Source organism: Corynebacterium hylobatis, assembly GCF_003955685.1.
Classification (GTDB): Bacteria; Actinomycetota; Actinomycetes; order Mycobacteriales; family Mycobacteriaceae; genus Corynebacterium; species Corynebacterium hylobatis.
In genome coordinates, this window is sequence record NZ_RXHJ01000006.1 from 205005 (window position 1) to 219423 (window position 14419).

Genomic DNA, 14419 nt, shown 5'->3' on the forward strand with positions numbered 1-14419 from the left:
CGTGTCGGCCATCGACATCCACGACCTCACCGTCACCTTCCCGGACGGCACCACCGGCCTGGCGGACGTGAACCTCAGCGTCCGACCGGAGGAATTCGTCGCGCTCATCGGGGCCTCGGGTTCCGGCAAGACGACGCTGCTGCGCACCATCGCCGGTTTCCTCCCCGCCAGCCGGGGGCACGTGGCCCTCGGTGGGCAGGACGTCACCCGCGTGCCGCCGGAGAAACGCGGCATCGGCATGGTCTTCCAGCAGCATGCCGTGTGGCCGCACATGACGGTGGCAGCGAACGTGGCGTACCCGCTCAAGCGCAGGGGCGTCGCGAAGCAGGAGCGTGAGCAGCGCGTCACCCGCGCCCTCGAGCTGGTCGGGCTCGACGGCTTCGGCCAGCGCCGCCCGGATTCGCTCTCCGGCGGGCAACGCCAGCGCGTGGCCCTGGCGCGCGCCATCATCGCCGAGCCGACGGCACTGCTTCTCGACGAGGCCCTGTCCGCCCTCGACGAACCCCTGCGCGACAACCTCCGCCGCGAACTGGTGACGCTGACGCGTCGTGAAGCGTTGACCACCGTGCACGTCACGCACGACCGCTCGGAGGCATTGTCGATCGCGGACCGTGTCGTCGTGCTGGGTGCGGGGCGTATCCAGCAGATCGCCACGCCGCAGGAACTCGTGCAGCGTCCGGGCACCGCGCAGGTCGCTGCCTTCATCGCTGACGCGACGCTTCTCGACGCCACGTACGGCACCCGCGTCACCGCCGGCCCGCTGAGCTGGAACCGGGACGAGGTGGAGTTCCTCGGCACCGCCGACGCCCTGACCCTGGCGGTCCTGCCCTCCGCCGTGGAGGTCCTGCCCGCGGGCACCCCGGGTGCGCTTGCTGCCCGGATCCGTTCCGTGCTCTACGACGCCGGCGACTGGTCCGTCACTCTCGACGTGCTGGACACGGTCTTCCGGGCGACGGTGCGCGGCCCCCGCCCCGAGGTGGGGGATCCGGTGGGCATGCGCATCCACCGGCCCCTGGCCTATCCGGCCTGATTACCTGCCCAGTTCCGGGGCACCACCGATGTACTGCACCATGCCCACGTGCTGGAGTGCATCGATGAGGATGAGACTCAGACGGCCCTGGACCGTCTCCGGCTCACCCTTGAACTCACCGATGACCTTGTCGAAGCCGGACGGGTCCAGGGTGTCGACGTACCTGCGCAGGGCGTTGAGGGAGTCCCTGATGTAGTCGACCAGCATGTCGCGGTCCTCCACAACGATGGAGATCGCCTCTTCCGGGCTGTGGCCGAAACCGGTCTGCTCACCCGCCTCTCCCAGGTTGAAGCTGGTGCGGTAGTCCTGCTCCTCCCACACCTGCGGCTGGCCCGCGAGCGCCGAGGCACCCATCAGATCCAGGACGCGGCCGGCGTGCCAGAGGTTCCACGCGGCGGAGTTCGGGTGACCGCCCGGCTGGGTGTTCAGCTGGGCCGGGGAGAGCTGCGGGACACGCTCGAGGTTGGCTGTCGCGCGGTCGATGAGATTGAGGTATGCATCCTTGATGTCCATGAGACACAGGATACGCCTGGTGTTTTGCGAGGTTGCTGACATCGCCGGATGTTGAAACGCCACACGGGTCGAGAACGCCGGTGGGCCGGAACCGTCCCGGCGTGCGACATTTCAGACAGATCGGCGGATTTTGCCTGCAGAACCTGAAACGCCACACACCACCAGGAAGCCGGTGGCCCAGAAATCACCGGGCGGATGGCGTCTCAGACGGACCGGCGCGCCCGCAGCGCCCAGAGCTGCTGCACCACGATGAGGACAACCACCAGACCGGCCATGGCGGGCATCCCCCACACGGAGACCACCGGTCCGGCCACCACTCCCCCGAGCGCACCGGCGATGTTCATGCTGAAATCGCTGCGGCCCTGCAGGGCGGCCCGCAGTTCCACCGGGGCGGCTGCGGTGAGTTGGGCGGAGGAACCCACCAGGGTGGCCGACCAACCAACCCCGAGCAGAAGCAGCGACACCACGACCACCGAGTCCACCTGGGAGAAGGGCAGCAGGATCAGCGCCGAGATGAGCATCATCGCGATGCCCAGTCCGATGGTCAACGGGGTGCCTGCCTTGTCGCTGAGCAGGCCGAAGACCGGGGCGAGAGCGTACATGCCGCCGACGTGGAAGGAAATGGTCAGCCCGATCAGCGTCATGGATGCGCCGTGACCGTGCATGTGCACGGCGGTCATGGACATGATCGCGACCATCGCGAAGTGGGCGATCGCGATGGAGACGATCGCAGAGAACACCACCGGGTGCTCCGACACCCGCACCGGCCCCGTGGCCTTCCCGGCGGCGACCGGAGTGGGATCAGGCCGCAGCATCACCTGCAGGACGAGCACCGCGACCAGCTGCGCCACGAGGCAGACCAGGTAGGCCCCTGCGAAAGGCTGCAGGCCGAGCACCGCCCCCAGGGCCTCCGTCGGGGCGAAGAGATTGGGGCCGAGGATTGCCCCCACCGTGGTCGACCACACCACCAGGGAGATGTTGCGTCCCTGGTTTTCCTCGGTGAGATCGGCCGCGGCGAAACGCGACTGCAGGTTCATCGCCACGGCAGCGCCCAGGAGGAAGAAACCCAGGAGCAGGAGGGGGAAGAACCTGGTCTCAGCGCTGGCCAGCGCCAACAGGGCACCGCCCATGCCGAGGATCAGGCCGGTGCTCAGCGACGCCCGGCGTCCCCGCACGCCCACGATCCGCGCCAGCGGGATCGCCCACACCCCCGCGCCAACCGAGGTGACGGTCGCGGCCGAACCACCCCACATCGTCCCCGCGAGATCCGCAGCCAGCAACGCCCCCATGGAGAAGGTCACGCCGTGCCCCAGCCCGGCCATGACCTGGGCGATCATGAGGGCGGTGAGAGCGCGGCGCGTATAAGCAGGGGCGGGCATGAGTCTCAGCCTATGGCAGATCAGCTGATCAGGATCAGGATGATGCCGGCGACCCCGAAGCCGATCAGCGCCAGCGTCATGGTCACGACGGCACCCACCTGGGCACGGACACGACCCGCCACCAGACCCTGCACGGAGGTGTGGTGCCGGGCGCGCTGGGTGGCGTAGATACCGAAGGCCATCGCCACCATGAGCCCGATGAGCGCCACGATATAAAACCCATAATGGGGCAGCCAACGCAGCAGGATGGCGCTGCACACCGCGTAGGACACCGTCGTGCGGGTCCACGCGAGGGTGGTCCGTTCCGGTTGGAGGCCGGGATCATCATGGATGAGCGGGGTGGACATCAGAAGAGCATCACGATCGTCAGTACGCAGGCGCACACCGCGGCAAAGGACAGGAGCGGCACGATTGCGGGAATGGGCAGGGGCCGGCCGTGACGCATGGCGCGTTCCACCCGCAGCCACCGCATGGCCGCGCCCCCGGAGATCAACAGGCCGATGACGACCACGAAGATGGCCGTGAGGGTGCGGATCTCATCGGAGATCTGCTCCAGCGGGAAAGCCGCCAGGGCGATGCCGCCGGCCAGGAATGCGAGGGAGGTTCTCGTCCAGGCGAGGAAGGTCCGTTCGTTGGCCAGGGTGAAACGTGGGTCGGGTTCCTCTCCCCCACCGAGGACTCTGTTCTCCCAGTCCCGGCGTGCTTCGGGTTCCCGGGGCTGGGGGGCGGTTGGCGAGGTCATGGGTGTCCTTTCGGAGTGGTTTCAGAGGGTGGTGTGGGTGCTGAGGCGGGGAAACTCCCGGAGGGCGAACTCCTGGAGGGCCTCGAGACGGGCGTTTTTCGAGCTGCCCTTCGGATACACCAGGCGCAGGGAATTCTCGGGGAGTTCGTTGGCGATGTTGCGGAATACCAGTGGTAGTCCGTCGTGTGTGTCGCTCCTGCCCGGACGTCCCAGCACAATGTTGTACCCGAAGCCCCGCCCGACCAACGAGCGGAGCGTATCGACGTTGCGGACCTTCCACCTGATGTTGGGTGTGAAACCGGCGCTCATCAGGATGGAGTTGGCCAGGTTCAGGGCCGAGGTGAGGCTGAGCAGGATGGCGTCCTCCCCCTCGAGTTGTTCCAGGGACAGTTCCTCGAAGGCAGCCAGGGGGTGATCCGGCGACAACATGACCTGCGGCCGGAACTGGGCCACCCCCACAGACTCCAGATCCCGCGGCACCTGCAACTGGAACATGAATGCCGCGTCCAGCTGGCCCCGCTGGAGTTTCTCCTCCAGCTCTTCAGAGGATGCCTCCAGGACCTCCACTGACACGCGGGGATGCGTGCGGGAGAAGTACTCCAGGATCGGTGGGATCACCCAGGGGGACAATGTCTCGAAGCAGCCGACGCGCAGGGGTCCCACCAGTTCCCCCTGGATCATCTCCACCGCTGACTCGAAGTTCTGGGCTGCAGCCAGCACCTGGCGGGCGTGGACAACCAGTTCTTTGCCGGTGGCGGTGAGGTAGGTTCCTTTGGCCCGCTGTCTGACCAGGAGCTTCGCCCCGATGGATTTCTCCAGGTTGCCCAGGGCGAGCGACAGTGCGCTCGGGGTGAGAAAGAGCTGGTCAGCTGCTGCCGCGACGGTTCCGTTGTCCGCAACGGCGACGAAGTACTCCATCTGCCGGAGCGTCGCATTGGCAAACATAAATATTCCTTAGGTTTGAGTAAAACAAGATTTGCTTTTCAAATGTTGTGCTTCGGATCATACTGTACCCACTCAAGTAACTCAGGAGACAAAATGAACCTTCATCCTTATGTCGTGACCCTCGGCACCGCAGGCGGCCCCCGCTTCTGGGGCGCAGGCGCACAGCAGGGGCACCGCTGCGGCATCTCCACCGCCGTGGTGGTCGGTGATGCGGTCTACCTCGTCGACTGTGGCCGGGCCTCCGCCTCCCAGTTCGCCGCCGCCGGGCTGAACCCGAAGCAGCTGCGCGGCATCTTCATCACCCACCTCCACTCCGACCACACCGTCGACCTCCCGGGCTTCCTGCTCTTCGGCTGGATGATGGCCGGCCGGGAAGATAACCCCGTCAAGGTGATCGGTCCCGGCGACCGCGGAATGCTTCCCGCCATCAACCCGAACGCCTCCGGCCCCGTCAGCCCCCAGTTCCCGGATGCCCCCACCGCGGGGACGGTGAAGATGGTCGAGCACCTCTTCCGCGCCTACTCCACTGACATCACCGACCGTATGCTCGACTCCCTGCGCCCGTCGCCGTACACGGTCTTCCAGCCGGAGGACATCCAAGTTCCCGTCGAAACAGGTTTCCACCCCAACGACAACCCGACCCCGGACGATGTGGAGCCTTTCGTCATCTACCGCGATGACCTGGTCACGGTGACCGCCACCCTGGTCGCTCACCCACCCATCGCCCCGGCCTTCGCATTCCGCTTCGAGACCGCCGCCGGTTCCGTGACCATCTCCGGAGACACCGCCCCCTGCGACAACCTGGTCCGCCTGGCCACAGACACGGACCTGCTGCTGCATGAGGCGATCGACATGGACTGGGCCGCAGCCGCCTACTCTGATGTCTCGGCTGCGACCCGGGAGGCCACCCTCGAGCACCACCGCAAGTCCCACACCACCCCGGAACAGGCAGGTCAGATCGCCACCGCCGCCGGTGCCCACCGGTTGGCCCTGCACCATCTCGTCCCCGGCAACGCCAACCCCGAGGTGTGGGCGCAGGCCGGCCGACACTACGACGGCCCACTGCAGATACCGCAGGATCTTGACCACCTGAGCTTCGCCCGAACCCCGTCACCCGCCGCCCACCGGATCTAGACAGGAATGAGGAACCGGAAATGACACAGCAGAAACTCCTCCCAGGAACGGATCCCACGGTGACGAAGCCGGCGGGCCCGCATGAGGAAGGCTCGCTCAACACACCGCACATGCGGCGCATCCTCACCTCGAGCTTCGTGGGCAGCGCCATCGAGTACTACGACTTCCTCCTCTATGCCACCGCCGCAGCGCTGGTGTTCAACCAGGTGTTCTTCGTGGGCCTGAGCCCCGCGATGGCCGCCTTCGCCTCCTTCGGCACCCTCGCGGTCGGCTACCTTTCCCGCCCCCTCGGCGGCATGATCTTCGGCCATTTCGGTGACCGCCTGGGCCGGAAGAAAATGCTGGTCCTGTCCATGGTGATGATGGGCGTGGCAACCACCGCCATGGGCCTGATCCCCACTGCCGAGAGCATCGGCTCCCTGGCCGCCGTCCTGCTGATCACCCTGCGCATCGTCCAGGGCATCTCCGTAGGTGGCGAATGGGGCGGGGCGATGCTCATCGCCCTCGAACAGGCCCCGAAGGGTAAGCGCGGATTCGCCGCCAGCTTCGCCAACATGGGTGCCCCGGCCGGTGCCACCCTGGCCACCCTGGCCATGTCCGCGGCCACACTCCTCCCCGATGAGCAGTTCCTCTCCTGGGGCTGGCGCATCCCCTTCCTCATCAGTGCCGTCCTGGTGCTCATCGCCCTGATCATCCGCCTCCGCGTCCAGGAGTCCCCGCTGTTCCAGGAGCTGGAGCAGAAGGCCGATGACCGCCGCATGCCGGTGATGGATGTCTTCCGTAACAACCGACGTCAGCTGGCCATCGGCATCACCGCCGGTGTGGCACAGTTCACGATGGCGGGCATGGTCACCGTGTGGGCGGTCAACGAGGTCGTGGCCAACGGTGCCGACAAGACGGGTGTCCTCAACGCCAAGGCTGCCGGTGCCTTCGTCATGCTCGGCGCGACCATCATCAGCGCCCGCCTCTGCGACCGCCTCGGCCGGAAGAAGGTCCTGGCCGCCGGCATGATCGGCGCCATGCTCGCGGTCTTCCCGATCCTCTACCTGATCAGCCTCGGTACTGTCCCGGCCTACGCTGTGGCGGTGATCCTGGGACAGGGCCTGCAGGGCTTCATGTTCGGCCCCCTGGGCGCCTTCATCGCGGAACTGTTCCCCACCAAGGTCCGCTACACCGGTTCCTCGGTGGCCTTCCAGACCGCCTCCACCCTGGGTGCCGGCTTCAGCCCGATGATCGCGGCAGCCGTCATGGCCACCGCTGCCGGAACCGCCCTGCTGGGTGGAATCTGGATCGCAGTCCTGGCAGCCTGCTGCTTCGCGGTGCTCATCTCAGTGGAGGGCAGCAAGAAGAACCTGGCCCAGATCTAACAGTCTCTTCCGCCCGGACCAGGTGTTCGGGGTGAGACCGCAGAAAGAAACGCCGGCAGGAGTGTTCCTGCCGGCGTTTCTTTACTTCCCTGCCGTCCTGCATCCTGAACTGGATGAGCGACGTTAAAGCTCGAAATAGATCGGCGCGTGGAGCTCACACCCCGGGTTGAAGGGGTGGGCGCAGTTCGGACACGCTGCGGCCGCGGAGTACTCCGGATAACCCATCGTGTGTCCGCAGGCGCCGCACACCACGGAGGCCGGGGTAGTCAAGGGCATGCGGCCGAAAGGGTGGTCGGCCAGTTCGTGGTGGCAGGCGTGACAGGCCCAGTACTTCCCGCAGGTGGCGCAGCAGTTGCCAACCACATCGCGCAGCCCGCGGTAATGGGCGCACCGGCCCTGCCCATCGACGTTGACGCCCTGGATCTTCATGTCCCCGACCCTAATACGGCAATCCGCTCCCTGGCAGGGCGCCGATCCCGCTTGTCGACGCCCCTGCCCCAGTCCCTCACCCTCCCCGCCGCGGACGCCAGCAGATCACCCAGCCGGCAACTGGGGAGTAAATCCTTTACTCCGCAGGATTCCCCTTTGCGTCGGCTCCGCATCTAGGTTGAAAATAAATGACCTGGAGGAGATCACCGTGACACGTCTGTTCCTGCACATCACCCTGGAGAATCTGCTGGCCATCGCCATCTTCGGTGGCGGCTACTGGCTCTTCGGCCGGGAGGACACACTCAGTAAGGTCCTCGCGGTGATCGCCTTCATCATCGCCTTCCTGCTCCTGGTGCACAGCGTCATGTCGGCTGCCCGCGGCAAGGTCCGGACCCCGCAGGACTTCGGTGCCGGCCACCGGGTCCCCGGCACACCCACCCCGGCGGAGTGGAAGGCCGGGCAGAGGAAGTAGCCACTCTTCAGCTCTGCTGCCGCAGCGCAGCGAGGCCCCGGGCCGTCGCGGCGTCATCAGGCAGGTAGAAGCTCATTATCAGACCCGGCGCGCTCTGTAGTTCCATCGTCTCGAAGTGCAGGTCCAGTCTGCCGACCTCCGGGTGGTGGAAGCGTTTGATGCCGTTGGTGAGCAGGCTGACCTCGGCGGTCGCCCAGCGGCTGCGGAAGGCCTCGGACCTCTCGGTCAACTCCGCCACCAGGGATTTCAGTCGGGGATCCCGGGGATGGGCGGCGCTCTCCAGGCGCAGCTTCGCCGCGAACGCATCGGCGTAGTAGTCCGCGTCGATCCAGAAGGAACGGGCGTTCTCGGCCAGGAACACGTGGCGGGCGGTGTTGGGACGGTCCGGCAATGCCCGGTAGATGGGTTCATAGAGCACCCGCGCGGCCCGGTTCGTGGCCAGGATGTCCATGTATTCGTTGCGCACCCACGCCGCCCCGAGGGTGAAACCGTCAAGGATGCTCTGGATCCGACCCGTCACCCGCGGTTCCGGCTGAGCAACGGGGAAGGCCTCGACACCACGGCTCGCTCGCGCCAGGTTGTGCAGGTAGAGGCGCTCGGCGTCGGCGAAACGCAGGGCATCCGCGATACCCGCGAGCACCTGCTCCGAGGCGGTGCTCAGGTCACCACGTTCGAGGATGACGTAGTACTCCACCGAGATGCCGGCCAGCTCGGCGACTTCCTCGCGACGCAGACCCGGCACCCGGCGCGCCGTGCCGTCAAGGGGGAGGCCCACCTCGCCGGGTGTGAGGCGGGCCCGGCGGGAGGTGAGGAATTCCTTGATCTCGGACTTCAGTGTCTGCATTTGACTTCCTCCCCGCGGCTAAAGCCGGGGGATTCCTGGGCCTTGCGGCCGAGGTTTTCCTGTTTCATTGATGACTGCCTTCCTGCACTAGGTGCGGGACGGTCTCACACCATCTCCGCAGGCTGAAACCGCCAGTCCGACGGCCAAAATATTCTTCGCGGCATTGACATCCCGGTCGTGGATTTCCCCACACCCCGGACACATCCACTCGCGGATGTTGAGCGGCATCAAATCCTGAAGCATCCCACACGCTGAGCACTGCTTGCTTGATGGGTAAAACCGGTCGATGGCGATAACCTCCCGGCCATACCAGCCGGCCTTGTACTCCAGCATCGTGCAAAACTGTGCCCACGACGCATCCGAAATGACACGCGCCAGCGAGTGGTTTTTGACCATGTTCCGCACGCTCAGATCCTCGATGGCGATCACTTGGTTTTCGCGCACCAATCGAGTGCTGAGCTTGTGCAGGTGGTCGCGTCGCCGGTCTGCGATCCGGGCGTGGATACGGGCGACTTTGCGGCGGGCTTTGTCCCGGTTCTTGGACCCCTTCTGCCTTTTCGAGAGTTGGCGTTGTGCCCTGGCCAGCTTCTCCCGGTCCTTTTTCTCGTGCCGGGGGTTGGTGATCTTCTCCCCGGTAGACAGGGTGTAGAGGGTGGTGATGCCCGCGTCGATGCCGACAGTGGTGTCCGCAGGCGTGTGTGGAGTGATCGTGTCCTCGACCAAAATGGATATGTGGTATCGACCCGCTGAGTCTCGGGACACGGTGACCTGTGACGGGTCCGCCCCCTCCGGTAGTGGTCGGGACCACCGAATATCCAGCGGTTCTGACTGTTTCGCCAGCTTGATCTGCCCACTGCGGTAGGTGAAGCAGTTGCGAAAGTATGTCGCGGAGTCCCGGGTTTTCCCCTTCTTCTTGAACTTCGGGTAGCCGGTTTGCTTGCTCCAGAACCGGCTGTAGGCGTCCTGGAGGTGCCGCAGGGCTGCTTGCAGTGGCCCCTTGGAAGGTTCCGCCAGCCATACAGTGTCCGGGTCGCGCTTCCACTGGGTAAGCATTCGGTCGGTTTCTGCATGAGTGACGCGGCGTTGTTCCTGAGTCCAGGCGCGTGACCGTTCGGCCAGTGCCCGGCTGTAGACATACCTGACGCACCCGAATGTGCGGGCCAGCTGTTCGGCCTGCTCGGGGGTCGGGTAGAAGCGGTACTTGTACGCCCGCTTTACTGCCTTGTCTCTCATAATTGACGGTATAGCACGTTTGCCTGTCACTTGATGCGCTATCCCCATAGCTAAAGCAAGGGGCTTGCGCGCTCGACCCTTGGTCACTTCATATTCTAGGCCTGCTTATCAGTACCCCCGCGCGGCCACGGCCGGTTCAGCATCCCCTCCATGTCCTCATTGAAACGACGCAGGTAGGCGGTGAAGGTGTGGCGGTCCTCCGCCGACCAGTCGGCCACGACCCGGTCCACATAGGTCCTCCGCGCGGCAAGCTCCTCCTCGTAGCGACGTCTGCCCTCGGCGGTAGGCCGGTGTCGGCGAGCGGCTCCCCCGTCCGGGTCGTCGATGCGCAGGATGAGGCCATTCTTCATCGCGGCGGCGACCTGCCGGTGGATGGTGGAGACGTCGAGATCGAAGGCGTCGGCAAGCTCGGCGACCGTCATGGGTCCTTCGGCGACGAGGCGGGCGAGCAGGATCATGGCGCTGCGTTCGAGCGCATCGCGGCGGCCGTCGGGGTGGGTGCCGGTCACGGCGTACCGGGACATGAGCATGTACTCGTAGACGAGGTCGTCAGGGTGGTCGTCCATGGATCCTGGGTCAGTGATTGTCAGATCTCCTTTTCCGGCATATCATTTGCATTATACAAATACTTTTTACTGATAGGAGAATCTACTTGACGGCCCCTGCTGATGTTGAACAGCTGTCCCCCGCAGCCACCCGCACGCCCCGCGAACGCCTGATCACCCCGACGTTCGTACTGGCCTGGGTGGCCAACTTCATCCAGGCCCTGCTCTTCTACCTGCTGGTCACCACGATGGCGCTCTACGCCGTGCGCGAGTTCGCGGCCTCCCAGACCGCCAGCGGCCTGGCGGCCAGCTCCTTCGTCATCGGCGCGACCATCGCACGTATCTTCTGCGGTTACCTCATCGACACGATGGGCAAACGGCTGATCCTGCTCATCGCAGCCAGCGTCGCGACGATCGCCTCGGCCCTCTACCTTGTCGCGGACACCCTGCCGCTGCTGCTGGCGGTGCGCACGGTCCACGGCATGGCCTTCGCCTTCGCCAGCACCGCCCTGATGACGATCGCCCAGACAGCCATCCCCACCAGGCGTCGTGCGGAGGGCACCGGCTACTTCGCCCTCTCCACCACGTTGGCCACCGCGATCGGCCCGGCCGTGGGACTGTTCCTGGTGAACTCCTTCACCTACGAGATCCTCTTCATCGCCACCGCCGCCACGGCGGCACTCGGCCTGCTGCTCAGCCTCTTCCTCCGTCCGCCGGCCGCCCAGCGCAAGGCTGAGGCGGAGGCGAAGAAGGCCATCCGGGAATCGGGCGTGAAGCCGGAGCGTCCGCGGTTCTCCTTCCGCAACGTCGTCCACCCCGCGGTCCTGCCTATCGGCATTTTTCTCATGCTGGTGGGTCTGGGCTACTCCGGCGTGATCACCTACCTCAACGGCTACGCCGTCGAACGGGAGGTGGTGGTTGGCGCCAGCATGTTCTTCATCGCCTACGCCGTGACGATGCTGCTCATGCGCCCCATCCTGGGACGCCTGCAGGACCGGCGCGGTGACAACATCGTCATCTACCTGGGCCTGGTCAGCTTCATGCTGGCACTGGCGCTGCTGGCCGTGGCCAGCGCCGACTGGCACATCGTCGCCGCCGGCGTGCTGATGGGCCTCGGTTACGGCACGCTCATGCCCGCCTGCCAGGCCATTGCGGTCAAGTCCGTCCCCAGGGAGAGCCTGGGCACGGGCCTGTCCACCTTGTTGCTGTTCATGGATCTGGGCTTCGGACTGGGCCCCGTCCTCCTCGGTGTGCTTGTCGCAGCCACCGGCTACGGCACCATGTACGGCCTGCTCGCGGTCGTGGCCGTGCTCACCGCCGGCTACTACCACGCGGTGCACGGGCGCAGGCAGGTGCGCTCCTAGATTCCGCGCAGCGCCCCGCACAACTCGACCAGCGCCTCCCGGCTGATGCCGGAGGCGCTGGTCATTTTTTCGACCCGCTCATCCAGGTCCCGGAGGTACTCCCGGAGTTCCTGGTGCGTGTCCCGGCCGCGGTCACTGATGAAGACCTCCACCTTGCGGCGGTCGACCTGGCTGGCCTCCCGGTAGACCAGGGAGCCGGTGACCAGTTTGTCCACAGCGCGGGTCAGGGAAGCACCGGAACACCCGGAGGCCGTGGAGATCTGGGACATCGCGCTGCCGTCGTTACGCCGGATGGCGTCGAGCACCATCCACTCGTCGAGAGTAAAACCGTGCTCCCCCACAACCTCGGACACCATCGCGGAGAGATTCTTGGTAGTGTGCACAAGTACTGTGATCAGAGATACATCCCCCGCGGGAAGTGTGGCAGGACTCACTTCAGTAGCGTCCCTGAGACGATCCGAGATGGTCATCCGTGAGCCCCTTTGCACGTCATACTGACAGCTGTTGCCCTACAGCCTACTCGACGGGTCCCCTCTCAACCTCGCGTTGGGCAACTCCACCGCGATGACACCGAGGAGGTTCAGCCACCTCATGCACGGCGACCGCTACCGGATCGGCATGCTCGTCCCCTTCCAGGGCCCCGGCGGGATCTTCGGACCCTCCTGTGTGGCCGTCTCGGAACAGGGCCGCAACGAACTCAACCAGCGCTCCGGCATCGGGGGCCGCGCGGTCGAGCTGATCTACATCGACGCCGGGCAACGGCCCGAGCAGATTGTCGCGGAGGTCTCGCGGCTGGTGGATTCCCGGGGCATCGACGCCCTCACGGGCTGGCACATCTCCTCCATCCGCAAGCTGCTGGTGCCGGTGCTGCGCAACCGCATCCCCTACGTCTACACGTCACTGTCCGAGGGGGATGAACGGCAGCCCGGGGTCTACCTGATCGGCGAGGATCCCGAACAGCAGATCTTCCCTGCCCTGCAGTGGATGCGCGAGCAGCTCGGCCACCGCCGCTGGCATGTCGTGGGGGCGAGCTATATCTGGCCGGTGCGTTCCCTGCAGAAGACGGCCCTGGCGGCCCATGACCTCGGCCTGGAGCTGGTCGGCAGCACCCTGGTCGAGATGGGCCAGGGTGGCGATCCCCGCCTGCCCCGCGCGGTGGCAGCGAGCGGCTGCGATGCGGTCCTCATCCTGCTTGTCGGCCAGGACGCCGTGGACTTCAACCGGAGCTTCGCCGAGGCCGACCTGCATGAGACCGTGACGCGTTTCAGCCCCCTCATGGAGGAGAACATGCTGCTGGCCAGCGGGGCTGAGGCGACCATCAATCTCTACTCCTCCGCCTCCTATTTCCGCTCGCTGACCAGCCCGGCGGCCCTGGACTTCCTCGGCCGCTATGTCTCAGAGCACGGTGCCACGGCACCAGCGCTGAACAACATGGGCCAGTCCTGCTACCAGGGCATCTATCTGCTGGCGGAGCTGGCCCGGCGCAGCCGGAGCGTGCGGGTCGCGGATTTCAACCGCGTCATCGAGGACCTCAACTTCGACAGCCCCCGCGGGTTGATCACCTTCCGCAACCACCAGGCGCGGCAGCCCATCAACATCGCGCGGGCGGACGGACTCGACTTCGACGTGCTGGGTACCCTCCGCCCCTCCTTCACGTGAGAGCGGCGGTGTTTCACGTGAAACACCGCCGCAAAACCAGACCTCTGCAGGACTTTCCTCAGCCCACCGGAACCCGTACCGCTTCAGGGATGCGCACCGGAGCGGGAGTCCTGCTGCGCAGCATCACCGCCACCCCGACGCAGACGAGCACCGCGACGATCTGCACGGCCGCCACCAGCGTCACAGATGTGGTGGCCCAGGATCCGTCGATCATGAGCAGGCCCGGCACGGAGGCGGTGGTCACCGACTGCAGGACTGCCAGGGTTCCGGCCGCCTGCCCCGCCTCCGGACTGCCACCCACCAGCGCCAGGAAGAAGGAGAGGAAGAGCGCAGACCAGGCGGCCCACAGCCAGGCCATGAGCGGGTCCGCGGAACCTGAGAAATTCACCGTGGCCAGGACCGCGGCGATCATCGAGGCCCAGCCGCAGTACCAGCCGAGCGCGGCACCCGTCCCGACGAAGAGCGAATTTGCCCCGACGGTGAGGTAGGTGAAACCGAAGAGGAGGAAGCCCACCGAGCCGAAGGCCGCCGAGCGGAAATCAGGCGCCGGACCCGACAGGGTCACGGCGGGCACCAGCGCCGTGAGGACGAGGAGGGCACCCACGAGGAGGTTGACGGGGATGGCCGCCTTGGCGTCGACACGCCCGAGGAAGACGAGTCCGTTGACCAGGAGGACGGCGCCGACGAACAGGAGAGCAATACTGGACATGGTTGTGCTCCGGGATCTTGGAGTGGCAGTGGAGGGGAAAAACGTAGAGGACCC

Annotated in this window: 17 protein-coding genes; 6 read left to right on the forward strand and 11 right to left on the reverse strand. The window is 65.9% G+C overall.

Annotated features, from left to right (window positions below):
* Position 1: 1 nt before the first annotated feature.
* A complete protein-coding gene (locus tag EAH68_RS06705) occupies positions 2 to 1030 on the forward strand; it encodes an ABC transporter ATP-binding protein (RefSeq protein ID WP_126120548.1) in 1029 nt (342 codons plus the stop codon).
* On the opposite strand, the gene EAH68_RS06710 is transcribed toward EAH68_RS06705, so the two are convergent.
* The 5 genes from EAH68_RS06710 to EAH68_RS06730 form a co-directional block, all read right to left on the reverse strand.
* Positions 1031 to 1543 carry a DinB family protein gene (locus EAH68_RS06710; protein WP_126120549.1) on the reverse strand — a complete coding sequence of 171 codons (513 nt, stop codon included), beginning with the start codon at positions 1541 to 1543 and terminating at the stop codon, positions 1031 to 1033. It abuts the gene before it with no gap.
* Positions 1544 to 1746: 203 nt separating this feature from the next.
* Positions 1747 to 2922, reverse strand: coding sequence for an MFS transporter (locus EAH68_RS06715; protein ID WP_126120550.1), 1176 nt, complete (start codon positions 2920 to 2922; stop codon positions 1747 to 1749).
* A gap of 20 nt (positions 2923 to 2942) precedes the next feature.
* Entirely contained in the window at positions 2943 to 3269 is a 327-nt protein-coding gene (locus EAH68_RS06720; protein ID WP_126120551.1) for a DUF202 domain-containing protein, read from the reverse strand.
* Positions 3269 to 3664, reverse strand: a complete 396-nt coding sequence (locus tag EAH68_RS06725; RefSeq protein WP_126120552.1) for a YidH family protein — start codon at positions 3662 to 3664, stop codon at positions 3269 to 3271. The genes EAH68_RS06720 and EAH68_RS06725 overlap by 1 nt, the downstream gene beginning before the upstream one ends.
* Positions 3665 to 3685: 21 nt before the next feature.
* Entirely contained in the window at positions 3686 to 4609 is a 924-nt protein-coding gene (locus EAH68_RS06730; protein ID WP_126120553.1) for a LysR family transcriptional regulator, read from the reverse strand.
* A gap of 93 nt (positions 4610 to 4702) precedes the next feature.
* On the opposite strand from EAH68_RS06730, the gene EAH68_RS06735 reads away from it, so the two are divergent.
* Both EAH68_RS06735 and EAH68_RS06740 read left to right on the forward strand, forming a co-directional pair.
* Positions 4703 to 5743: an MBL fold metallo-hydrolase gene (locus EAH68_RS06735; RefSeq protein WP_126120554.1), complete on the forward strand. Its 1041-nt coding sequence runs from the start codon at positions 4703 to 4705 to the stop codon at positions 5741 to 5743.
* A gap of 20 nt (positions 5744 to 5763) precedes the next feature.
* Positions 5764 to 7110, forward strand: a complete 1347-nt coding sequence (locus EAH68_RS06740; RefSeq protein ID WP_126120555.1) for an MFS transporter — start codon at positions 5764 to 5766, stop codon at positions 7108 to 7110.
* A gap of 123 nt (positions 7111 to 7233) precedes the next feature.
* Here EAH68_RS06740 and EAH68_RS06745 read toward each other — a convergent pair whose 3' ends face one another.
* A complete protein-coding gene (locus EAH68_RS06745) occupies positions 7234 to 7539 on the reverse strand; it encodes a CHY zinc finger protein (RefSeq protein WP_126120556.1) in 306 nt (101 codons plus the stop codon).
* A 208-nt stretch (positions 7540 to 7747) separates the two neighbouring features.
* Here EAH68_RS06745 and EAH68_RS06750 point away from each other — a divergent pair, with 208 nt between their 5' ends.
* Complete coding sequence (locus EAH68_RS06750; protein WP_126120557.1) at positions 7748 to 8011, forward strand: hypothetical protein; 264 nt, start codon at positions 7748 to 7750, stop codon at positions 8009 to 8011.
* Between the two features lie 7 nt (positions 8012 to 8018).
* Here the strand turns inward: EAH68_RS06750 and EAH68_RS06755 are convergent, their stop codons facing one another.
* The 3 genes from EAH68_RS06755 to EAH68_RS06765 form a co-directional block, all read right to left on the reverse strand.
* The gene (locus tag EAH68_RS06755) at positions 8019 to 8855 is read right to left on the reverse strand and encodes a helix-turn-helix domain-containing protein (RefSeq protein WP_126120558.1); all 837 of its coding nucleotides are present in this window, start codon (positions 8853 to 8855) and stop codon (positions 8019 to 8021) included.
* Between the two features lie 87 nt (positions 8856 to 8942).
* Positions 8943 to 10088, reverse strand: a complete 1146-nt coding sequence (locus tag EAH68_RS06760) for an RNA-guided endonuclease InsQ/TnpB family protein (RefSeq protein ID WP_126120559.1) — start codon at positions 10086 to 10088, stop codon at positions 8943 to 8945.
* A gap of 95 nt (positions 10089 to 10183) precedes the next feature.
* A complete protein-coding gene (locus EAH68_RS06765; RefSeq protein WP_126120560.1) occupies positions 10184 to 10654 on the reverse strand; it encodes a MarR family winged helix-turn-helix transcriptional regulator in 471 nt (156 codons plus the stop codon).
* Between the two features lie 113 nt (positions 10655 to 10767).
* Between EAH68_RS06765 and EAH68_RS06770 the strand changes: the two genes are divergently transcribed.
* The gene (locus tag EAH68_RS06770) at positions 10768 to 11997 is read left to right on the forward strand and encodes an MFS transporter (RefSeq protein ID WP_241228334.1); all 1230 of its coding nucleotides are present in this window, start codon (positions 10768 to 10770) and stop codon (positions 11995 to 11997) included.
* Here the strand turns inward: EAH68_RS06770 and EAH68_RS06775 are convergent.
* Positions 11994 to 12380 carry a MarR family winged helix-turn-helix transcriptional regulator gene (locus tag EAH68_RS06775; RefSeq protein WP_241228329.1) on the reverse strand — a complete coding sequence of 129 codons (387 nt, stop codon included), beginning with the start codon at positions 12378 to 12380 and terminating at the stop codon, positions 11994 to 11996. The genes EAH68_RS06770 and EAH68_RS06775 overlap by 4 nt on opposite strands.
* Positions 12381 to 12615: 235 nt before the next feature.
* On the opposite strand from EAH68_RS06775, the gene EAH68_RS06780 reads away from it, so the two are divergent.
* Positions 12616 to 13656, forward strand: a complete 1041-nt coding sequence (locus EAH68_RS06780; RefSeq protein ID WP_126120598.1) for a substrate-binding domain-containing protein — start codon at positions 12616 to 12618, stop codon at positions 13654 to 13656.
* A 58-nt stretch (positions 13657 to 13714) separates the two neighbouring features.
* On the opposite strand, the gene EAH68_RS06785 is transcribed toward EAH68_RS06780, so the two are convergent.
* Entirely contained in the window at positions 13715 to 14365 is a 651-nt protein-coding gene (locus tag EAH68_RS06785) for an AmiS/UreI family transporter (protein WP_126120562.1), read from the reverse strand.
* Positions 14366 to 14419 lie beyond the last annotated feature (54 nt).